We start from the raw sequence: 21,718 nt of genomic DNA on the forward strand, positions 1-21,718 counted from the left end.
TACCCGCCGACCTGGGCACGTCAAGATGGCTGCAAGGACTTTCGCGGGTGCCGGCGTCTACAGCGCCGTGAAGGTCCACAGCAGGTTGGAGCTGCTGTTGTAGGTCCACTGCTTGGTGACGGAGCCCGACGCGACGCTGCCGCCGCCGTCGAGGACCAGACCGGTGGTGCGGTTCTCGATCGAGTAGCCGTAACCGCTCCGGAGAGTGATCTTCCACTGCTGGTTGGTACCGCCGTTCCACGGGGCCTGCCGGGCCGCGGAGCCGGCGGTGGTGGCGCCCCAGCCGTCGGCGACCATGCCGTTGGTGCGGTTGACCAGCTTGTAGTAGCCGCCGCCCACGTCGACCGCCTGCCACTGGAGGTTGGTGCTGCCGTCCCAGGTCCACTGCTTGAGGTTGGACCCGGAGTCGACCTTGCCGCCGCCGTCCAGGGCGAGGCCGTCGGTGACGTTGGTGAGCCGGAAGTACGTCGACGGGTTGAACTGGACCTTCAGCGAGGTGATCTGGTCGTTGTTGCCGGTGGCCCTGAGGTCGGGGGTGTCGGCGGTGAAGGTCCAGGCGGTACCGGTGAAGTTGTCCGCCGAGTAGCCGATGACCTGGAAGCCGGGGGACGTACGGATGGAGGAGATGGTGGCCGCGCCCACACCGGCCGCGGCCAGGTCGGCCGCGGTGTACTCGCCCACGGTCAGCGCGGCGGAGGCGCCGGTGTAGTTGACGTCCTTGAAGGCGACGGCGCCGGCCGGCGGCAGCAGGTCCGGGATGCTGCCCGAGAAGGAGAGCTTCAGGACGTACGCGTAGGCGCTGTACGGTGCGGAGGAGGGCAGCGTGACCGTGAGGCCGGAGGAGCTCTGCACCGGTGCGGGCAGGTCGACGGTGGTTCCGGCGGTCGAGCCGAGCAGCTTCACCGAGGTCAGCGACGAGAGGTTGATCCGGTCCGAGCTGAGGGTCTTGATCGTGAGTGAACTGCCGGGCCAGCCCAGGACGGTGGCGTACAGGACGTTGCCGGCCTTGTTGCGGGTGAAGCGGATGTCCTGGGGAGTGCCGGCCGTCGGGTTGGTGAAGGAGCCACCGCCCATCTTCGTCGGGCCCTCGCCGTAGACCGTCCAGGCGCGGGTCGAGTAGATCGACTCGCCGAAGCGCTTCAGGTGGTCGCCGATGCCGAGCAGGACGTCCTTCTGCGCCTGGGGAATGGTGCCGTCGGCCATCGGCGCGATGTTCAGCAGGACGTTGCCGTTCTTGCTGACCCGGTCGATGAACGAGTGCAGCATCTGCTGGATGCTGTAGTAGCCGATGCCCTGCGTGTAGCACCAGCTGCTGCTGGAGATGCTGTCGTCGGTCAGCCAGTACGGGCTGGTGAGGTCCGCCGGGCCACCGCGCTCGTAGTCGAAGACCTCGCCCTTGTTGTCGAAGCCGTCCTTGTAGGTGGCGACGACCTCGCGGCCCCAGGAGTTGGCCTGGTTGTAGTAGTAGGACAGGAAGTTGAGGCGCTGCGTCTCGTCGACCATGTTCAGATCGAAGTCCTGCCAGAGGATGTCCGGCTGGGCGCGGTCGATCACCTCCTTCAGCTTGTCGTACCAGAGCTGGTTCTCCTGCGACTTGTCCAGTTGCCCGTAGAGCTTCTTGAGGCTCGGGTCCGACTGCGCGGGGGCGCTCTCGTAGAATCCGTTGAGGTTGAACGCGTGGTGCATGGCCACCAGCAGCTTGAGGTTCCTGGCGCGGATGGCCGTGGCGAACAGCTGCAGCAGGTTCAGCTTCGGGCCCTTGGCGACCGAGTTCCACTCGTTGACCTGGCTGTCCCACATGGAGAAGCCGTCGTGGTGCTCCGCGACCGGTCCGGCGTACTTGGCGCCGGCGTCGACGAACAGCTGCGCCCACTCGTCGGGGTCGAAGTTCCCGCCCGCCGACTTCAGCTTCGGCGCGAACTGCACGGTGTTGCCCGCGAGGTCCTTCGCCCCGTTGATGAAGTTGTGGTAGGGCCAGGCCGACGGCTGACCGTAGGTCGCGATGTGGTGCTGGTTGGCCGCGCTGCCGGCCTTGTACATGTTCCGCGGGTACCACTCGCTCTGGTACGCGGGAACGCTGAACACCCCCCAGTGGAAGTAGATCCCGAACTTCGCGTCTTGGAACCACTCCGGGGCCGCCGGGTGCTGGTCGACCGAGTTCCAATCCGGAGTGTAGGTGCTCGGTGCCGCCTGTGCGACGCCGGCCACGAGGCCACTGCCGGCGATGGCAGCCGCAGCCACACCTGCGGCTGCGGAGAGGAACTGACGTCGTTTCAGTGAACTCGCCATGAGGACATCCCTGGGCTGGGGGACGGAGGAGACAGGCACGACCAAGGGGACGTACGGCGCGACGCGCTCACCCCTGGGCACCGGAGGTTACGCACGAAGTTCGTCCATGTGACGCCCTGATGTCAACGGGCGTGCAGGGATGAATACGATCGCTGCCTCAAAGTTTTGTCCATATATAAAAGATTCTGCCCCATTTGCTATGCGTCAGACATCGCATGTTTCAGCCTCCACAGCGGACACGCCGTCGTACGGGAGCTTGCCGGCAGACCGTCAGCGCACCGCGAGCCACGCCCTTCACGGGGACCCCCTGGAGGGCATCTCCGGGCGTACGCTGCGCGCTCGCACTTGGCGCGGTTCGGTCGACACCCAGGCCTCGGGTCGAACCATCGACGAGCACGAAGCGATCTTCCGGGCGCTGTGGGTCTCGCGCCCCCGACTCCGCGGGGAGTCGGGAGCGTCGAGGGCCGGGCAGCGCGGGAGTGGCGATGACGCCCACCGGGCCACGGTGACGGATGCCAGCCTCGTCCGGCCCGGCGGAGCAGAAGCAGACCCCGGACTCGGCAACCCTGGAACCTGACATATCGTCAACCGTCAAAGACGTGCAGTGGAGGTGAACCGGCCGGCGATCGGACATGGGATGTTCAGCGCGAGGGCGAACGTGCTATCTCTTGGAGGGTGCACTCCGTCGGGCGGGGGCGCGGAACCAACCCGCCGACGAAGGGAGCCCGAACCGACGAACGCGGCGGACCGGGGCATGTGCGAGCGCCAGCCGAACTCCTGACGGAACCGAACGGACGCGCGGCCGGACGGCTCCGGCCGCGGCCCCAGGCGGACGAGGACGCTTCCGCGCCGGACACGGCTCGTTGACCGCTGCGCCTCGCCGAGGTAGGCCAGCTCCTCGGTCTTCTTCCACGCTGTCAGCATCGCACTGGTGGAGTTTTCGTTGACGGGCTCCTGACGCGGCGTCCACGCCTCGGTGCGGGCCGCCAGCGCCAGGTTGTAGACCTTGCGAACGCATCCGAACGTGCGCGACAGCTCGGCTGCCTGCGCATCGGTCGGGTAGAAGCGGTACTTGAACGCCCGCTTCACGGGTTTGCGGTCACCCTCACAAACCAGCTGGCCTACGGATTGGAGATCAAATCTGCGGGTCGGAGCACTGCGGTCCGCCTTCGCGGCGAATTGCAGTTCCTTTCCCTGCTCCGCAGGAGTTTCGTTTCTCCCCCGCAAGCGGGAGGTACCCCCACCCCCGGCTGAAGCCGGGGGTATCCACGAAAGGACCCCGATGACTGAGGCGAATCTCGTCGTGCTGTCGGCCGGTGATGCGGCCCTCGCGCTCGACGCCACCGGAGCCGAGATGCCCCGGGTGCTGCACTGGGGCGTCGATCCCGGCTTCCGCGCCGACGATGCCGCGCAGGTACTCGACGCCATGGGCCGGACCTCGCGCCACCAGGCCGGGAGTCTGATGCCCTCCCAGGGGCGGGGCCAGGGCTGGTTCGGACGTCCGACCCTCGCCGGGCACCGCGACGGCCGGGTCCGCCCGACGCGCTTCGAGCTCGCCGAACCGGTCGCCGTACGCGCCCGGGACGGCCGGGGAGGCACCGTCCGCGTGCGGGCTCTGGACCCCGGCGCGGGGCTCGCGCTGGACACCGAGCTGCAGATGACGGAACAGGGCGTGGTGCGGCTGCGCCACACCCTGACCAACACGGCGACGGACACCTACACCCTGGACGGGCTGGCGTGCGTGCTGCCGGTGCCCGCCCACGCCGCGGAACTGCTGGACTTCGCCGGCCGCTGGGCCCGTGAGCGTTCCCCGCAGCGCGCCCCGCTGCGGCAGGGCGTCTGGTCGAGGGAGAACCGGCGCGGCCGCACGGGCTTCGACGCCGGGCTGCTGCTCGCCGGCAGCGAGGGCTTCGGCTTCCGGCACGGCGAGGTCTGGGGCGTGCACCCCGCCTGGAGCGGCAACCACGTCCAGTACGCGGAGCGGCTGGCCGACGGGACGACGGTCCTCGGCGGCGGCGAACTGCTGGACGCGGGTGAGATCCGGCTGGCGGAGGGCGAGTCCTACCGAACCCCGTGGGTGTACTTCGCGACCTCCGGCACGGGTCTGGACGGAATCAGCCGGGGATTCCACGACATGCTCCGGGCCCGGCCACAGCACCCGGCCACCGCCCGGCCGGTCACCATGAACATCTGGGAGGCGGTCTACTTCGACCACGACCCCGAACGGGTACGCGCCCTCGCGAACACCGCGGCGGCGGTCGGCGTGGAACGGTTCGTCGTGGACGACGGCTGGTTCCGGCACCGCCGCCACGACCGGGCCGGCCTCGGCGACTGGTACGTCGACGAGAAGGTGTGGCCCGAGGGACTGCGCCCGCTCGCCGACCACGTCCACGGGCTCGGTATGCAGTTCGGCCTCTGGTTCGAGCCCGAGATGGTCAACCCCGACTCCGACCTGGCCCGCGCCCACCCCGACTGGTTCCTCGCCGACCCCGACCGCCTCCCGTTCGAGCAGCGCAGCCAGCACGTCCTGGACGTCGCGCACCCCGACGCCCACGCCTACCTGCTGGAGCGGATCAGCACCCTCGTCGGGGAGGTGGGCGTCGACTACCTCAAGTGGGACCACAACCGCGACCTCGCCGACGCCGTCCACGACGGCCGACCCGGCGTCCACGCGCAGACCACGGCCGTCTACCTGCTCCTGGACGAACTGCGCGGCCGCCACCCCGGGCTGGAGATCGAGTCCTGCTCCTCCGGCGGAGCCCGCGCCGACCTCGGCATCCTCGAACGCACCGACCGGATCTGGGGATCGGACAACATCGACCCGATCGAACGCCAGGCCATCCAGCGCTGGACCGGCCTGCTCCTGCCCCACGAGCTGATCGGCTCCCACATCGGCTCCGCCCCCGCCCACATCAGCCACCGTGCCACCACGCTCGCCTTCCGCTGCGCCACCGCCCTGTTCGGACACGCCGGCATCGAATCCGACATCTCGAACTGGTCGCAGGACGACCTGACCGCGCTGACCGCGTGGGTCGGTGCCTACAAGCAGCTGCGCCCGCTGCTCCACGGCGGCGACGTCGTCCGCACCGACCACCCCGACCCGGCCGCCTGGGTCCACGGCGTCGTCTCGCGGGACCGGGCCCACGCCGTCTTCGCGTACGTCCAGCTGGAGACCTCCGTCGCCGAGAACGGAGCGCCCGTACGCCTCCCGGGCCTGGACCCCGAGACCCACTACGTCCTGCGGGTGCGCCCCGAACTCTCCTCCCCCGAGCACACCTGGCCCGCCTGGGCACGACGGGCGAGCGCACTCACCCTCACCGGCCAGTACCTCGCCCGAGTCGGCCTCGCAGCCCCGGGCCTGGCCAACCACCCCGGCCACGCGTTGGTGGTCGAGGCGCAGGCGCAGCCGTCGGCCTCGCAGAAATAGTCCTCCGCCCACCGCCGGGCTCCCCGCCCCGACCGCAGGAGCAGGACCTTGCAGTCGGGGCGGACCGGTGTGCCGCGGTCCCGCGCACTCCGGCTCGGCAGGAGCCGTCAACAGCCGGGTGAAGCGGCGCACCGCGCCGCGAGGGAGAGCTTGCACGGCCGTTCCTTCCTTCGTCAGGCCTCAGAAGGTGTCAGCCGGGCCACGACGTCGGCGCCTTCCCGTACGAAGACCGGGATGCGCTCCAGCGGGGCCTCGGCGTCGAGCGTCGTTCCGCCCTCCAGCACGCGGCCGGTGGCCGGGTCCCGCCAGCGGGTGCCGGACGGCAGGTACACCCGGCGGGCCCGGACACCCGCCTCGTACACGGGTGCCACCAGCAGGTCGGGGCCGAGCAGGAACTGGTCGTCCACCTCCCAGGCGCGCTCGTCGTCGGGGAAGTCGAAGAACAGCGGGCGCATCGGTGGGGCGCCGGTGCGGTGGGCGTCCTCGGACAGGCGGTGCAGGTACGGGCGCAGGCGCTCGCGCAGCGACAGGTGGTCGCGGAGGATGCCGTACGCCTGCTCCCCGTACGACCAGACCTCGTTCGGCCCTCCGGTCATGTCCGTGGCGAAGGCGGGGTGGTTGGGCTCGCGGTCCCCGTGCAGCCGCATGACCGGGCTGAAGGTGCCGTACTGGAACCACCGGATCAGCAGTTCGCGGTACGCCGGGTCGTCCGGGTCCCCGCCGAAGAAGCCGCCGATGTCGGTGTTCCACCAGGGGATGCCGCTCATCGCGACGTTCAGCCCCGCCCTGATCTGGCGCCCGAGGGAGTCGAAGGTCGTGGGGATGTCGCCGGACCACAGCAGGGCGCCGTACTTCTGGCTGCCCGCCCAGGCGGACCGCACCAGGGACAGCGGCCGGTCCTCGCCCGCCGCGCGCAGGCCGTCGGCGATCGCGCGGGTGTGCAGCACGGGGTAGAGGTTCGCGGCCTCGGCGGCCGGCCCTGCCGCGTAGACGGCGCGCTCGGCGAGGCCTGGGGGCACGTCGGGTTCGCAGGCGTCCAGCCAGAAGCACGCCACGCCCAGCGAACGGTAGTTGTCGTTCAACCGCTGCCACAGCGCGGCGCGCGCTCCGGGGTGGGTGGCGTCGTAGTACGCCATCGGGCGGATCAGCGCATCCCCGCCGAACCGGGACGGCCACGGGAAGGTGAGCAGGCCGCCGTCCGCGTCCCGGACGAGGTGTCCGGCGGAGCGGAGCTCGTCGTGCGCGTCGCTGTCGGGTTCGACGGTGGGCCACACCGAGACGGCGAGCTTCACGCCGAGGTCCGTCAGCTCCTTGACCATGGCGGCGGGGTCGGGCCACTCGCTCCCCTCGAAGCGCCAGTCTCCCATCCTCGGCCAGTGGAAGAAGTCGCAGACGATGACGGACAGCGGCAGTCCGCGCTCCTGGTACTTCCGGGCCACGGCGAGGAGTTCGTCCTGGGTGCGGTAGCGCAGCTTCGACTGCCAGAAACCCGAGGCCCATTCGGGCAGCAGGGGCGGACGGCCGGTGGCCCGGGTGTAGGAGTCCAGGATCCGGGCCGGGGTGTCGCCGGCGGTGATCCAGTAGTCGATGCGCCCGCCGCCGTCGGCGGTCCACCGGGTGGTGTCGGCGCCCAGTTCGACGCGGCCGGTGGCGGGGTTGTTCCAGAGCAGTCCGTAGCCGCGCGAGGAGTGCAGGAAGGGGACGGCCGCCACGGTGTTGCGCTGGACGAGGTCGATCACACAGCCCTTCTGGTCCAGGCGCCCGTGCAGGTGCTGTCCCAGTCCGTGCAGCCGTTCACCGTCGTAGGCCTCGAAGGACTGCTCCGTCCGGCCGCCGGCCGCGTGGACGCGGGAGCCGGTGTGGAGCGCCTGCGGGCTGCGCTCGGCGAGGAGTTCGCGGCCCGAGATGGCGTGGCGGAATCGCAGCCGGCCGTCCGCCGAGGTCTCGACGGCGATGCTGCCGTTGACCAGGCGGGCACTGCCGTCGTCCGACATGGACACCTCGGCGTGCGGGGCGGGCCGCGGGTTCTCCAGCGCACCGGGGGCGATGGGGTCGATGGTCCCGGGCGAGGCCCGCACCCGGACGGCGTCCGGTCCCCAGGGTTCGATGCGGAGGATCTCTGCGGCGGTGTGCCGTTCCAGGGCGCCCGCGCGGATGCTGTAGGACAAGGTCGGTTCCTCTACTCCTGGGGTCGGTCGGGGTGTCACGCGGTTCGTCGGGGACCGGCCCGCCACCGCCGGCGAAGCGGTGGCGGGCCGGTGCGGTGGTGCTGCCCCGGTGGCTCAGCCCCAGGGCTGGGCGACCAGCCAGCTGGTGTCGGCGCTCGTAGCGGAGCACCGGTGCGTCGGGCGGCGGGGCGAGCTTGACGACGGCGGGTCGGTCGTCGTCCAGCCGGACGCGGTAGGCGCTGTTGAACCAGCCGTCGGTCAGCTCGTGTTCCAGGTGGCAGCCCACGCCGGCGGAGCCGCGCAGCAGGGCGTCGAGCGCGACGGGCGTCAGGTGGCGCTTGGTGCGGCTCTGCATCGGCACTTCCAGGCGTGGGTCGGGCGGAAGGGGGCGAGGCCCCGCGCGCCCATGCGGTGGCGTGCGGGGCCTCGCGTCCGGGGGCCGGCCTCAGGCCGGGTAGGGCAGCTCGGCCTCGGCGGTGCCGGCCGGGTTGACGTGCAGGGCGCCGTCCGGGCCGCCGATCCGCAGCTGCCAGGGGTGGGGGCTGTCGGTGGTCACCCGCAGGCGGTCGCCGGTGCGGCGCAGGTGGAAGCGGGCGCTCTCGCCGGGGCCGTCGCTGCGCGGGATCACCACGGTGCGCTCGGCGCCGTCGGCGAAGGCGTGCACGCGCAGCTCGACGCCCTCGGCCCAGGCGGAGACCGGGCGCTGGTCGTCCGCGCCGAGCGGGATGACGGAGTCGGGGCGGGCGAGCAGGGGCAGGGTGTGGAAGCCGTGCTGTTCGCGCACCCAGCGCGGGCCGGTGACCTGGTCGCCGGTCAGGACGTTGGTCCAGGTGCCCGCCGGCACGTAGTACTCGACCGTGCCGTCCTCGGTGAACACCGGGGCGACGAGCAGGTCCTCGCCGAGCAGGTACTGCCGGTCGAGGGTGGCGGCGGCCGGGTCGTCCGGGAACTCCAGCACCATCGCGCGCATCACCGGCACGCCGGTGGCGTGCGCCTGCTGGGCGGCCTGCTGGAGGTAGGGCGCCAGGCGGTGTTTGAGGAGGGTGAACTCCCGGGCGACCTCGACGGCCTCCTCGCCGAAGTCCCACGGCACCCGGTAGGACTTGCTGCCGTGCAGCCGGCTGTGCGAGGAGAGCAGGCCGAACTGGGTCCAGCGTTTGAAGACGGCGGGGGTCGGGGTGCCCTCGAAGCCGCCGATGTCGTGGCTCCAGAAGCCGAAGCCGGACAGCCCGAGGGAGAGTCCGCCGCGCAGCGACTCCGCCATGGCGTTGAAGTGCGATTCGCAGTCGCCGCCCCAGTGCACCGGGTACTGCTGGCCGCCCGCGGTGGCGGAGCGGGCGAACAGCAGCGCCTCCCCCTCCCCGCGCTCCTCGCGGAGCAGCTCGAACACCGCCTGGTTGTAGAGGTGGGTGTAGTAGTTGTGCATCCGCTCGGGGTCGGAGCCGTCGTGCCAGACCACGTCGGTGGGGATGCGCTCGCCGAAGTCGGTCTTGAAGCAGTCCACGCCGACGTCCAGCAGGGTGCGCAGTTTGTCGGTGTACCAGGCGCGGGCGGCGGGGTTGGTGAAGTCCACCAGGGCCATGCCCGGCTGCCACAGGTCCCACTGCCAGACGCTGCCGTCCGGGCGGCGCACCAGGTGGCCCTCGCGCATGCCCTCGGCGAACAGCTCCGACTTCTGCGCGATGTACGGGTTGATCCAGGCGGAGATGCGCAGGCCCTGCTGCTTGAGGCGGGCCAGCATGCCGGCCGGGTCGGGGAAGGTGTCCTGGTCCCACACGAAGTCGCACCACTGGTACTCGCGCATCCAGAAGCAGTCGAGGTGGAAGACGCTCAGCGGGATGCCGCGCTCGGCCATGCCGCCGACGAAGCGGTTGACGGTGGCCTCGTCGTAGTCGGTGGTGAAGGAGGTGGTCAGCCACAGGCCGAGCGCCCAGGCCGGGGGCAGCGCGGGGCGGCCGGTGAGTGCGGTGTAGCGCTCCAGGATCCGCTTGGGGGTGGGGCCGTGGACGACGAAGTACTCCAGCGACTGGTCCTCGACGCTGAACTGCACCTGGCCGACGGACTCGGAGCCGACCTCGTAGCTGACCTTGCCGGGGTGGTTGACGAAGACGCCGTAGCCCCGGTTGGTCAGGTGGAACGGGATGTTCTTGTAGGCCTGTTCGCTGCTGGTGCCGCCGTCGGCCTGCCAGATGTCCACCACCTGGCCGTTGCGGACGAACGGGGTGAACCGCTCCCCCAGGCCGTAGACCAGCTCGCCGACGCCCAGCGAGAGCTGTCCGAGCACGTGGTGGCGGCCGTCGGCGTCGGTGACGAAGCCGGTGCCGCGCTCCCCCACCGAGGTCAGCACCCGCCCGCCCGCGCCGAACTCCAGCTGCCACGGCTTCGAGGTGTCCACCCGCAGCGTCAGTTCACCGGCGCTCAGCTCCACCACGTCGCCGTCGCGGCGCACCTTTCCGCTGCCCCGCTCGGCGCCGGGCAGCGCGAACTCGGGCCCGCGCCGCACCGAACCGGCGTGGTGGGTGGTGCGCACGCCGATCACGCCCTCGGCCGGGGACCAGCACTCGACGGTCAGCAGTGGGCTGTTGAGCGTGTCACCACGGCCGCGCACGTGTTTCACGGGCGCGTAGAGGGTCATCCGGTCCTCACCGGTGCGGACGTCGGCGACCTCGGTGGCGTAGCGCGCGGTGACGCCCGGGCGCATCAGCCAGTAGCCGTCGGTGAACTTCATCGGGCAGGTTCCTCCGTCCGCGCGCGGTGCGCGGTGATCAGGCCCCGGTACCAGTGGTAGCTGTCCTTGGGCGTTCGGGTCAGGGTTTCGTAGTCGACGTGGACCAGGCCGAAGCGCTGCTCGTAGCCGCGGGGCGGTTCCCGGAACGGAGTGCTCATGCGGCGCCGTTCGGCGTCAGCCCGCGCTCGTGCAGCCACGCCAGTTGGGCGGGCGGGTTGGCGCCGCAGCCGCCGCTGTGGTCGGCGAAAGGCCACACCGTCATGGTGCGGTCCTCGCCCGCGTAGTGGTTGAAGGCGGCGTAGACCGTGCGGGGCGGGCAGACCGGGTCCATCAGGCCGACGCTGAACAGCGCCGGTGCGGTGGCCCGGCTGGCGAAGTTCACGCCGTCGAAGTAGTCGAGGGTGTCGAAGGTCTGCTGCACGCGGTGCTGGCTGTGCCAGCGCAGGTACTTCACGATCTCCTGGTACGGCCCCTCCAGGGCGGTCTGCGCGGCCTGCCGGTAGTGGCACAGGAACGGCACGTCCGGCATCACGGCGCTGACCCGGTCCCCGGTGAGCCCGGCGACGGCGAGGGCCAGGCCGCCGCCCTGGCTGCCGCCGGTCAGCAGGATCCGGTCGGCGTCGAGGCCCGGCAGCTGCGCGACGGCGTCGACGGCGCGCACGCAGTCGGTGATCAGCCGCCGGTAGTAGTAGTTCTCGGGGAAGTCGATGCCACGGGTCATGAAGCCCTCGACCCACTGGGTGCCGTCGCCCTCACCCCGGTCCGGGGTGTCCCGGCCCTGGCCCCGGCTGTCGACGACGAGTTGGGCGTACCCGGCCGCGGACCAGAACAGGTGCTCGGTGGGCAGCCCCCGGCCGCCGCAGTAGCCGATGTAGGTGACGACGACCGGCAGTGGCCCCGCCACGCCGCGCGGGCGCAGCAGCCAGGCGGCCACCGGCTCGCCGTTCCAGCCGGGGAACCGTACATCGTCGACCTCGACGGTGCGCAGCGCGTACTGCTCGGTGACGCGTTCGGCCTTGACCGCGCCGCCGTGCGAGCGGGCTTCGGCCAGGGTCCGTCGCCAGAACTCGTCGAAGTCCGGCGGGATGGTCAACTCCTGGCGGTAGGAGGCGAGTTCGTCGAGTCCGAAGTCTGTGGGCGGCATGGGGGGATTCCTCCGGGTGGAGTGCTGACGAGCTGATCTGGTCGACATGGGGGTGGGAAGGGGATGGCGGCCCGCCGTCCCCCGGGGGCGGGCCGCCGGTCGGTGCGGCGGGAGGCCTCAGCCGGCCGTGCCGAAGCGGAAGGCGGAGAGTCGGAAGTCGCCGTGCAGGGTCAGGCTCAGGTCGTGCACGCCGTCCAGCGGGGCGGCGAGTTCGGCCGTGGTGCTCGTCCAGGCGTAGCGGTCGCCCGTCACGGGCACCTCGATCGCCGCCAACACCTGGTCGCCGGAGTGGACTTCGAGCCGTGCCGGTGCAGTCCCCCGGTCCTCACGGGCGGTCTCGACCTCGATCCGGGCGGCGCCGGAGAGGTCGAGGCCGCGGAAGAGGAGCGTCGCGGGCTGCGCGGGATCGGTGGGCGTGACGGCGTCACCGTCCGAGCGGGTGGCGTCGACGATGGTGAGGTCCTCGTAGTCGTCGAAGTCGACGGCCAGGGTGCGGCGTTCGACGCCCGCCCGGGGTGCGGCGGCCGTCCCGAGCACGGTGAGCGGCGCGCTGAGCACCGCGTGCTCGGCGCTGCGGGCGACGATCACCTCGTAGCCGCCGGGGTCGGCGGTGAAGGCACCGGTGGCGACGGACCAGTGGGCGAGCTGCTCGGCCGCCAGCCGGAAGGTCAGCTCGCGGCTCTCCCCCGGCTCCAGCCGGACCTTGCGGAAGTCGGCCAGGCGCAGCCGGGGCGCCTCGTAACGGGCCTCCAGGGCACGGACGTAGACCTGGACCACCTCGCTGCCGGGTCGTGGTCCGGTGTTCTCCAGGGTCACGGTGACGTCCAGCGAGCCGTCCTGGCCGACCGAGGGCTGGGACAGGCGCAGGTCGCGGTGGGCGAAGTCGGTGTAGGACAGCCCGTGCCCGAAGGGGTAGAGCGGGGTGGCCCGGTGGTACTGGTAGGTCCAGCCGGCCTTGATGATGTCGTAGTCGAGCGGGGCGGGCAGCGGGTCGTCGCCGCGGTACCAGGTCTGCGGCAGGCGGCCGGCGGGCTCGGCCTCGCCGAGCAGGACGGCGGCCAGCGCGTGTCCTGTCTCCTGCCCGCCGTGGGAGGTCCACACCACGGCGGGCAGGTGCTCGTCGGCCCAGTCGAGGGCGTAGGGGTAGCTGCTCATCACGACCAGGGCGGTTTGCGGGCGGACGGCCGCGACGGCGCGCAGCAGTTCCTCCTGCCCCTCGGGCAGGTCGATGTCCGCGCGGTCCTCGGTCTCCCGGCCGTTGACCATCGGGTGGTTGCCGAGGACGACGACCGCGACGTCGGCCGTCTCGGCCGCCGCCCGCGCCTCGGCGGCGCCGTCGCGCACCAGCTCGCGCTGCCAGCGTTCGGCGTCGGCCGCGGTCTCGGCGGTGACGGTCACCCGGCCGTCGGTCGGATCCACGGCGGCGTAGCGTCCGGTGAACACGTTGCGCAGCAGCACGGTGTCCGCGTCGGCCGGTTCGAGCCGGAAGGTCTCCTTGACGAACCAGTTCTTGATGATGTCCTGGTCGGCGGCCAGCGCGTCGTCGTCCTGGAGGCTCAGGAAGCGGCCGGTGTCGGCCGCGCGCAGCGTGAAGGCGCCGCCGCCCCAGTCGGTGACGTCGTAGGCGGACTTGCCGAGCAGCTCACCCGTGGTGCGGGAGCGCAGGGTGATCCGGTCGGAACCGTCCACGCAGGTCACCTCGCCGCCGTCGCCGAGGGCCGCGGCCAGTCCGGTGGCGATGCTCACCTGGTACGGCATGGTGCCGCTGTACCAGTCCTCGAAGAGGGTGTCGGCGAGCGGGCCGATGACGGCGATCCGCCGCGCGCGGGCCGGGTCGAGCGGCAGCAGGCCGTCGTTCTTGAGCAGGACGGTGGACTCGGTCGCGGCGCGCCGGGCCAGGGCACGGTGCTCGGGGCAGTCGATCACCTCCGGGCCGGTGCCGGCGTACGGGTCCAGCTCGGGGTCGAACTCGCCGAGGCGGAAGCGCAGTTCCAGCTGCCGCCGGACGGCGCGGTCCACGTCGGCCTCGTCGATCAGGCCGCGTTCCAGCGCCTCCCGCAAGCGGCCGACCGGGGTCCCGCTGTCCTCGCCGTGGTCGGTGAAGCTGTCGATGCCGGCCTTGAGCGCCGCCGCGTGGGACTCGACGTGGTCGTCGAAGTAGTGCTCCGGGTCGACCAGGTTGGAGGGGGCCTCGGCGTCGCTGACCACGAACAGCTCGTGGCCGGTCGGCTCGGCCCAGCGGCGCAGCTCCGCCTCGATCAGCGGACTGACGTGGCAGGGGCGGCCGTTGACCAGGTTGTAGGCGGCCATCGCGCCGGTCGCGGCGCCGGCGGCGACGACGGGGCGGAAGGCGGCCAGGTCGTACTCCTGGAGGACGCGCGGGCGCAGTCCGGAGGAGGTGGTGCAGCGGTCGTCCTCGTTGTTGTAGGCGAGGAAGTGCTTGAGCACCGGGGCGGTCCGCAGGTAGGTCGGGTGGTCGCCGGAGAGTCCCCGGCAGAACGCCTCACCGACCCGCGCGGTGTGCACCGGGTCCTCGGAGTAGGCCTCCTCGTTGCGGCCCCAGCGCGGGTCGCGCAGCAGGTTGAGCACGGGGGCCCAGGCCTGTAGTGAGTTGGCCCCGCGCTCGGGGGAGCCGATCGCCGGCGGGCGGTGGTAGTGGAAGGCCCGCAGCTCGGTCGAGACCGCCTCGGCGACGCCGCGCACCAGGTCCTCGTCCCAGCTGGCGCCGAGGCCGACGGCCTGCGGGAAGACGGTCGCCACGCCGAGCCAGGAGACGCCGTGCAGGCCCTCGCTGCCGGTGCGGAACGGGGCGACGCCCAGGCGCGGTACGGCCGGTGCGTACTGGTGCAGCATCGCGAGCCGTTCGTCGAGCGTGAGCCGGTGGATCAGGTCGTCGACACGCTTGCGCAGGGAGAGCGCGGAATTGCGGAAACCGGGCAGGCCGGCAGCGGACACGGGCACGGAACTCACGGGGAACACCCTTCGGGCGGGCTCGGCTCGGCGGCTGGATGATCGAAGCGTTTCGACGCTGACACGCTCCGATGGAGGTGTCAACTCCCAAGAGCACAAACGATTTTGGATTTGTTCAGCCTCTTGCCCAACTGGTAACGCGTCGTTAGTCTCGCCGAAACATCCAAGCGCTTCGACGCTTCGATGCTTCAACGCTTCGACGGAGAGGGCCACGCCATCATGAGATCCGGGTTGAACCGCAGGAGCTTCCTCACCACCGCCGCCACGCTCGCGGGAGCCACCGCGATGGCACCCCTGCTGTCCGCCTGCGGCGGCGGCCCGGACAAGAAGGCCGGGGCGAACACCAAGGAGGGTCTCAAGGCCGCCCTGCCGACCTACGTGCCCAACGCCAACGCGGTCAAGCCGGACATAGCCCCCGTGCAGGGCGCGGGCGACGCCGCGACCGACCCGGCCTACCTCTCCTACCCGGCCTCTCCGCCCACCAGCGTCTCCGGCGTCCCGGGCAAGGGCGGCAGCTACACGGCGATCACCCCGCTGTGGGGCACGGCCCCACCGGTCGGCAACTCCTTCTACCAGGCGATGAACAAGGCGCTCGGGGTCGACCTCACCGTCAAACCGACGGACGGGATCAACTACGACACCATCATCCCGACGATGAGCGCCGCCAAGAAGCTGCCGGACTGGATCAACCTGCCGTCCTGGCTGAACGACAAGTTCAACACTGGTGGGCTGGCCGGCAGCCAGCTCGCGGACCTGACCCCCTACCTGTCCGGCGACAACATCAAGAAGTACCCCAACCTGGCCGCCTTGCCCACCGGCGCCTGGCAGCACGGCATCTGGGGCGACAAGCTCTACGGGATCCCCTGCTTCTCCACCAGCTTCGGCATCCCCGGCGCCACCTTCTACCGCCGGGACGTCCTGGAGGCCCGGGGCATCACGGCCGACCAGATCAAGTCCGCCGACGACCTGATGAACCTCGGCAAGGAACTGACCGACGCCAAACGGGGCGTGTGGGCCTTCGACGACGTGTGGACCTACCTCCAGTTCTCCTGGAACGTCCCCATGAAGTGGAGGATCGACAACGGCAAGCTGGTCCACCCGTTCGAGACCCAGGAGTTCCTGGAGGCCATCGACTGGCACAACCGCCTGGCCGCCTCGGGCTACATGCACCCGGACGCGCTCGCCGGTGACGTCGCCAACGGGGCCACCCGCTTCTACAGCGGCAAGACGCTCATCGGAGGCGGCGGACTGGGCGCCTGGAACCTGGCCGACCACCAGTCGGGCACCGCCGCGGACCCGAACTACCGGCGCGGCGCCTTCAACGCCGTCACCGCCGACGGCAAGGGCACGCCGGTGGTCTACATGGGCGCCGCCGCCAGCATGATCAGCTACCTCAACGCCAGTCTGAAGCCGGAGCAGATCCAGGAACTGCTCGCCGTCGCGAACTATCTCGCCGCGCCCTACGGCACGGCCGAGTACACCATGGTCAACTTCGGCGTCGAGGGCGTCCACCACACCCGGGTGAACGACATGCCGACCTTCACGGAGGAGGGGAAGAAGGACGTCCAGGTGACGAGCTACCAGTTCCTGGCCGCCGCCCCCTCCGTGACCAGCAACCCGGGCGGCGAGCAGGTCACCAGGGACTACGCGAGCTGGTCCGCCGCCAACGTCAAGTACCTCACCAAGCCGCCCTTCTGGGGCATGAACCTCAGCATGCCGCAGTCCATCGCCTCGGCAGCGGCCGCGCAGAACGTCAACGACACCCTCAAGGACTGCTACCACGGCAAGAAGAAGGTCTCCGAGTTGCAGGACGCCATCGCGAGCTGGCGGTCCGGCCCCGGGGAGCGGCTCAAGCAGTGGATGACCGACAACGTCCTCAACAAGTACGGCACCGGCCAGTGAGTACCGCGGCCCCGAAGCGCCCGGCCGGCCCCGCGCGGCTCAACTGGCGGACCAGGCTGCGGCGCGACAAGTCCCTCCTGCTGATGACGGTGCCCGCGGTCGTCCTGCTCCTGGTGTTCAACTACGTCCCGCTGTTCGGCATCGTCACCGCCTTCCAGGAGTACGACCCGCTGGTCGGGGTTCGGCACAGCGAGTGGGTCGGCTTCGACCAGTTCCAGCAGCTGTTCGGCGACCCGGCGTTCTGGGCCTCGCTGCAGAACACGCTGTACCTCAGCTTCGTCCAGCTGATCCTGTTCTTCCCGGTCCCCGTCGCCCTGGCCCTGCTGCTCAACTCGGTGATCAGCGAGCGGGTCCGCAACTTCTTCCAGTCCGTGGTCTACCTGCCGCACTTCTTCTCGTGGGTGCTGGCGGTCACGATCTTCCAGCAGATGCTGGGTGGCGCCGGCGTGCTCAACCAGTTCCTGCGCCAGCACGACATCGGCACCTGGGACATCATGACCAACCCGGACACCTTCGCGCTGCTGGTCACCTCCCAGGCGATCTGGAAGGAGGCCGGCTGGGGGATCATCGTCTTCCTCGCGGCGCTCAGCGCCATCAACAGCGAACTGTACGAGGCCGCTGCCGCGGACGGCGCCGGGCGACTGCGGCGGATGTGGCACATCACGCTGCCGGGCCTGCGCGGGGTGATCGTGCTGATGCTGGTCCTGCGGCTCGGCAACGCCCTGTCCGTCGGGTTCGAGCAGTTCCTGGTCCAGCGCGACGCCGTCGGCCACGAGGCCGCAGACGTCCTGGACACCTTCTCCTTCTACTACGGCATCGCCACCGGCGGCTACAGCTACGGCGCGGCGGCCGGGCTCTTCAAGAGCGTGGTCTCCCTCCTGCTCATCTGGGGTGCGAACAAACTGGCGCACGCCTTCGGCGAGGACGGGCTGTACCGCAAATGACCAACGCACTCACCATGGGTTCGCGGGGCGAGAAGCGCCGCACCGCGACAGCAGCCGCCCGCCGCCGGGCCCGCTCCGCCCGCCCGCCCTGGGACGAGCCGCCCACCGCCGTCGGCCAGGCTGCCAAGGGCCTCACGCTCGGCGGGACGCTCGCCGTCATCCTGGTCCCGCTCTGGATCATCGTCCTGACCAGCTTCTCCACCCCCGGCGCCATCAACCGGGCCGGCGGCCTGGTCATCTGGCCGGACGGCCTGACCACCGAGACGTACCGCCAGATGCTCAGCGACTCGACGATCATCACCGCGCTGGGGGTGAGCCTGGGCATCACCGTGGTCGGCACCGCGCTGTCCATGGCCGTCTCCATCCTGTGCGCCTACGGCCTCTCCCGGCCGCGCTCCCTCGGGCACCGCTTCGTCCTCCTGCTGCTGATCGTCACGATGTTCATCAGCGGCGGCCTGATCCCGAGCTTCCTGGTGGTCACCGGCCTCGGCGGCTACGGCCAGTGGTGGGCGCTGATCCTGCCGAGCGCGGTCTCCGTCTTCAACATCCTGGTGCTGCGCGCCTTCTACCAGGAGACCTCCTCCGAACTGATCGACGCGGCCCGGATGGACGGCGCCGGGGAGTGGCGGATCCTGTGGTCCGTCGTCCTGCCCACCTCACGCGCCGTCACCGCCGTCACCGCGCTGTTCTACGCCGTCGGGTACTGGAACTCCTTCTTCAACGTCATGCTCTACATGCCGACGGACAGTCAGAAATGGCCGCTCCAATACGTGTTGCTCACCTACGTCAACCGGGCGAACGGCCTGCCCGGTTCGATCAACTCGGGCTTCGGGAACACCAATGTGCAGACCGCACCGCTGTCGCTGCAGATGGCGGTCGTGGTCCTGACCCTGGTACCACTGGTGATCGTGTACCCGTTCGTGCAGAAGCACCTGCGCACCGGTGTCCTCACCGGAGCGATCAAGGGATGAGCCGTCCGCACCGGTCCGGCGCGCCCCCGCCGGACCGGGACCGAACCGGGAACACGCCCCCCAACGGAACCGACACGAAGGAAGCAGCGCGATGGTGACACTCGCCGATGTGGCCAGGCACGCCGGCGTCTCGTCGAGCACGGTCAGCTACGCCCTCAGCGGCAAGCGCCCGATCTCCGACGAGACCAGGACCCGCATCGAGCAGGCCATCACGGAGCTCGGCTACCACCCCAACGCGGGCGCCCGGGCCCTGGCCGGCAAGCGCTCGCACATCATCGCCCTGGTGGTCCCGCTCCACCCCGAGGTGCACGTGCCCACCATGATGGAGATCGCCATCGCGGTCACCGTGGCGGCCCGCGAACACGGCTACGACGTCCTGCTGCTCACCAACGACGAAGGGCCGGAAGGCGTCCGCCGGGTCGCCGCCACCGGCCTCGCCGACGGCGTCATCCTGATGGACGTCCGGCTGGACGACGACCGCATCCCGGTCCTGCGCGCCCAGGAGATCCCGGCCGCACTCATCGGCCTGCCCGACGACCCCACCGGACTCTCCTGCGTCGACCACGACTTCGCCACCGCGGGCGCCCTGTGCGCCGACCACCTGGCCGACCTCGGCCACCGCGACATCGCCTTCATCGGCTACAGCAGCGGCGTCTACCGGCGCCACGCCGGCTACGCCGAGCGCACCCTGAGCGGCTTCCGCGCCCGCGCCGAACGACGCGGCCTGCGCTTCCTCCACCGGCCCTGCGAGGGCACCTACGAGAGCACCGCGGGCACCCTGGCCCGCATCCTCGCGGACCGGCCCGACACCACCGGGTTCGTCGTCCAGAACGAGGCCGCCATCGGCCCGCTGCTCAGCCTGCTGCGCGCCAGCGGACGGACCGTCCCGGAGGATGCCTCCGTCATCGCCATCTGCCCCGACTCGCTGGCCGAGCAGCACGCACCGCGCCTCACCTCCGTCACCAGCCCGAAGAAGGACCTCGGACAGGTCGCCGTCGACCAGGTCATGGCGAGGATCGCCGCGACCACCGCGGGCGAGCAGCCCGACGACCAACTCCTCCTGATGCCACCGGAACTCGTCGTCCGCGAGAGCACCGCACCGGCCCCGCAGCGCAGTTGACACCACAGGAAGCCACTACCGGAAAGACGGTTCCCAGATGGACATCCGCCGGCTCACCCACCGCCTCGGCGGCCTCGCCTTCGGCGGGGACTACAACCCCGAACAGTGGGACGCCGAGGTGTGGAAGCAGGACGACGAGCTGATGCGCCGCGCGCGCGTCAACCTCGCCACCGTCGGCGTCTTCTCCTGGGCCCTGATGGAACCCGAAGAGGGCCGCTACGACTTCGACTGGCTCGACGCCCACCTCGACCGGCTGCACGCGGCCGGCGTCGCCGTCGACCTGGCCACCCCCACCGCCTCCCCGCCGCCCTGGTTCACCCTGGCCCACCCGGACTCCCTGACCGTCCGCCCCGACGGCACCCGCCTGACCCACGGCAGCCGGGACACCTACTGCCTCACCTCCCCGGCCTACCGCCAGGCCGCCCGCCGCATCGCCGCCGCCCTCGCCGAACGCTACGGCGACCACCCCGCACTCGCCCTGTGGCACGTCCACAACGAGTACGTCACCCCCTGCCACTGCGACCACACCGCCGCCGCCTTCCGCGTCTGGCTGCGCGCCCGCCACGACTCCCTGGACGCCCTCAACCAGGCCTGGGGAACGGCCTTCTGGAGCCAGCACTACACCTCGTGGGAGCAGATCCTCCCGCCCCGCACCAGCCAGTGGCACCACAACCCCGGCCAGGCCCTGGACTACAGCCGCTTCTGGTCCGACGAGACCCTCGCCGCCTACCGCGAGCAGCGCGACGTCATCCGCACGCACAGCGACCGACCGGTGACCACCAACCTGATGCTGCCCGGCTACCAGAACCTGGACCTGTGGGCGTTCGGCCGCGAGGTCGACCTGGTCTCCGTCAACCACTACCCCAGCGCACCCGGCATCGACGCCGCAGCCCACGCCGCCTTCGACGCCGACCGGGCCCGCTCGTTCGCCGGCGGCGGCCCCTGGCTGCTGATGGAATCGGGCACCAACACCGTCTACGTCGGCGACCGCATCCTCCCCAAGGAGCCGGGCGACATCCTGCGCCACTCGCTCGCCCACATCGCCCGTGGCTCGGAGGGCGCGCTGTTCTTCCAGTGGCGCCAGTCCAAGGCCGGGGCCGAAACGTGGCACTCGGCGATGGTCCCGCACGCCGGACCGGACAGCCGCACCTTCCGCGAGGTCACGGCGACCGGCGAGGCCGTCGCCCGGCTCGGCGAACTCGCCGGCTCCACCGTCCGGGCCGAGGTCGCCGTGCTGCACGACTCCGACGCCTGGTGGGCTCTGAACGTCGACGGCCTCCCGTCCGCCGAGCTCGGCTACTACCCCGCACTGCGCCGCGCCCACCGCGCGCTGTGGGACGCCGGCCTGACGGTCGACTTCGCCCACCCCGAGCACGACCTGAGCCGCTACCGGGTCGTCATCGCCCCGGCCCTGTTCCTGCTCACCGACGCGGGCGCCGAGAACCTGCGCCGCTACGTCGCCGACGGCGGCATCCTGCTCGTCCAGCACTTCAACGGCATCGTCGACGAGCGCCTGCACGCCCGGCTCGGCGGCTACCCGGCCGCACCGCTGCGCGAGGCCCTGGGCATCCGCGTCGAGGAGCACCGCCCGCTGCGGCAGGGCGAGGAGGTCACGCTCTCCGACGGCTCGACGGCCGGCTCCTGGAGCGAGTCCCTGCGCACCGAGGGCGCCGAGGCGCTCGCCGCCTACACCCACGGCATGCTCGCCGGCAGCCCGGCGCTCACCCGGCACGACTTCGGCTCCGGCCACGGCTGGTACCTCTCCACCCGCCTCGACGACGCCGGCTACGCCGCCCTGGTGGGGTCGCTGCTCACGGAGGCGGGCGTCACCCCGGACCTGCCCGGCCTGCCGGCCGGCGTGGAGGTCGTCACCCGCCACGCGCCGGACGGCCGGAGCTGGCACCTGCTGCTCAACCACGGCACCGAGGCCGTCGCGCTCCCCCGGCCCGGCCACGACCTGCTCACGGACGCCCCCCTGGACCAGTTGCCGGCGGGCGGCTGCGCGGTCCTGCGCATGCTCTGAGCACTCCGACGTCTCCCCGCCCCACCGAGGAA

At 71.1% G+C, this 21,718-nt stretch carries 11 protein-coding genes and 3 pseudogenes; 7 read left to right on the forward strand and 7 right to left on the reverse strand.

The genetic code is table 11. The features are described from left to right. Positions 1-57: 57 nt before the first annotated feature. The gene (locus tag ABTY15_RS23830; RefSeq protein ID WP_350598223.1) at positions 58-2,289 is read right to left on the reverse strand and encodes an alpha-L-fucosidase; all 2,232 of its coding nucleotides are present in this window, start codon (positions 2,287-2,289) and stop codon (positions 58-60) included. Between the two features lie 307 nt (positions 2,290-2,596). On the opposite strand from ABTY15_RS23830, the pseudogene ABTY15_RS23835 reads away from it, so the two are divergent. Beyond that, positions 2,597-2,707, forward strand: a pseudogene (locus tag ABTY15_RS23835) (GntR family transcriptional regulator); the annotation flags it as partial. A gap of 458 nt (positions 2,708-3,165) precedes the next feature. Here ABTY15_RS23835 and ABTY15_RS23840 read toward each other — a convergent pair. Further along, positions 3,166-3,378 (reverse strand): annotated as a pseudogene (locus ABTY15_RS23840) (helix-turn-helix domain-containing protein); the annotation flags it as partial. Positions 3,379-3,571: 193 nt separating this feature from the next. Here ABTY15_RS23840 and ABTY15_RS23845 point away from each other — a divergent pair. After that, complete coding sequence (locus ABTY15_RS23845; RefSeq protein ID WP_350598229.1) at positions 3,572-5,716, forward strand: alpha-galactosidase; 2,145 nt, start codon at positions 3,572-3,574, stop codon at positions 5,714-5,716. Between the two features lie 173 nt (positions 5,717-5,889). Here the strand turns inward: ABTY15_RS23845 and ABTY15_RS23850 are convergent, their stop codons facing one another. The 5 genes and pseudogenes from ABTY15_RS23850 to ABTY15_RS23870 all read right to left on the reverse strand — a co-directional run bounded on the left by ABTY15_RS23850 (position 5,890) and on the right by ABTY15_RS23870 (position 14,726). After that, complete coding sequence (locus ABTY15_RS23850; RefSeq protein WP_350598235.1) at positions 5,890-7,884, reverse strand: glycoside hydrolase family 31 protein; 1,995 nt, start codon at positions 7,882-7,884, stop codon at positions 5,890-5,892. Positions 7,885-8,329: 445 nt separating this feature from the next. After that, on the reverse strand, positions 8,330-10,612 hold the full coding sequence (yicI, locus tag ABTY15_RS23855; protein WP_350598242.1) for an alpha-xylosidase: 2,283 nt from the start codon (positions 10,610-10,612) through the stop codon (positions 8,330-8,332). Continuing rightward, a pseudogene (locus tag ABTY15_RS23860) lies at positions 10,609-10,740 on the reverse strand (family 1 glycosylhydrolase); the annotation flags it as partial. The gene yicI and the pseudogene ABTY15_RS23860, both read right to left, overlap by 4 nt. Before the next feature lie 26 nt (positions 10,741-10,766). After that, on the reverse strand, positions 10,767-11,756 hold the full coding sequence (locus ABTY15_RS23865; protein WP_350598250.1) for an acetylxylan esterase: 990 nt from the start codon (positions 11,754-11,756) through the stop codon (positions 10,767-10,769). Between the two features lie 117 nt (positions 11,757-11,873). Beyond that, complete coding sequence (locus tag ABTY15_RS23870; RefSeq protein WP_350598256.1) at positions 11,874-14,726, reverse strand: glycoside hydrolase family 3 C-terminal domain-containing protein; 2,853 nt, start codon at positions 14,724-14,726, stop codon at positions 11,874-11,876. A gap of 231 nt (positions 14,727-14,957) precedes the next feature. On the opposite strand from ABTY15_RS23870, the gene ABTY15_RS23875 reads away from it, so the two are divergent. The 5 genes from ABTY15_RS23875 to ABTY15_RS23895 all read left to right on the forward strand — a co-directional run bounded on the left by ABTY15_RS23875 (position 14,958) and on the right by ABTY15_RS23895 (position 21,686). Then, positions 14,958-16,628 (forward strand): ABC transporter substrate-binding protein, encoded by a 1,671-nt coding sequence (locus tag ABTY15_RS23875; protein WP_350598261.1) that lies wholly within the window; start codon positions 14,958-14,960, stop codon positions 16,626-16,628. Further along, positions 16,583-17,572 carry an ABC transporter permease gene (locus ABTY15_RS23880; protein WP_502893572.1) on the forward strand — a complete coding sequence of 330 codons (990 nt, stop codon included), beginning with the start codon at positions 16,583-16,585 and terminating at the stop codon, positions 17,570-17,572. The genes ABTY15_RS23875 and ABTY15_RS23880 overlap by 46 nt, the downstream gene beginning before the upstream one ends. Continuing rightward, positions 17,569-18,543 (forward strand): carbohydrate ABC transporter permease, encoded by a 975-nt coding sequence (locus ABTY15_RS23885; RefSeq protein WP_350598272.1) that lies wholly within the window; start codon positions 17,569-17,571, stop codon positions 18,541-18,543. The genes ABTY15_RS23880 and ABTY15_RS23885 overlap by 4 nt, the downstream gene beginning before the upstream one ends. A gap of 91 nt (positions 18,544-18,634) precedes the next feature. Further along, a complete protein-coding gene (locus tag ABTY15_RS23890; RefSeq protein ID WP_350598277.1) occupies positions 18,635-19,663 on the forward strand; it encodes a LacI family DNA-binding transcriptional regulator in 1,029 nt (342 codons plus the stop codon). 37 nt (positions 19,664-19,700) lie between these two features. Then, positions 19,701-21,686: a beta-galactosidase gene (locus tag ABTY15_RS23895; protein WP_350598283.1), complete on the forward strand. Its 1,986-nt coding sequence runs from the start codon at positions 19,701-19,703 to the stop codon at positions 21,684-21,686. The last annotated feature ends 32 nt before the right edge of the window (positions 21,687-21,718 follow it).

The organism is Kitasatospora sp. NPDC097643 (genome assembly GCF_040302625.1).
Taxonomy (GTDB): domain Bacteria; phylum Actinomycetota; class Actinomycetes; order Streptomycetales; family Streptomycetaceae; genus Kitasatospora.

Coding starts and splice junctions, on each gene's coding strand:
- ABTY15_RS23885 (WP_350598272.1), top strand. CDS start 17,569: ATGACCAACGCACTCACCATGGGTTCGCGGGGCGAGAAGCGCCGCACC.
- ABTY15_RS23865 (WP_350598250.1), bottom strand. CDS start 11,756: ATGCCGCCCACAGACTTCGGACTCGACGAACTCGCCTCCTACCGCCAG.
- ABTY15_RS23890 (WP_350598277.1), top strand. CDS start 18,635: ATGGTGACACTCGCCGATGTGGCCAGGCACGCCGGCGTCTCGTCGAGC.
- ABTY15_RS23830 (WP_350598223.1), bottom strand. CDS start 2,289: ATGGCGAGTTCACTGAAACGACGTCAGTTCCTCTCCGCAGCCGCAGGT.
- ABTY15_RS23845 (WP_350598229.1), top strand. CDS start 3,572: ATGACTGAGGCGAATCTCGTCGTGCTGTCGGCCGGTGATGCGGCCCTC.
- ABTY15_RS23895 (WP_350598283.1), top strand. CDS start 19,701: ATGGACATCCGCCGGCTCACCCACCGCCTCGGCGGCCTCGCCTTCGGC.
- yicI (WP_350598242.1), bottom strand. CDS start 10,612: ATGAAGTTCACCGACGGCTACTGGCTGATGCGCCCGGGCGTCACCGCG.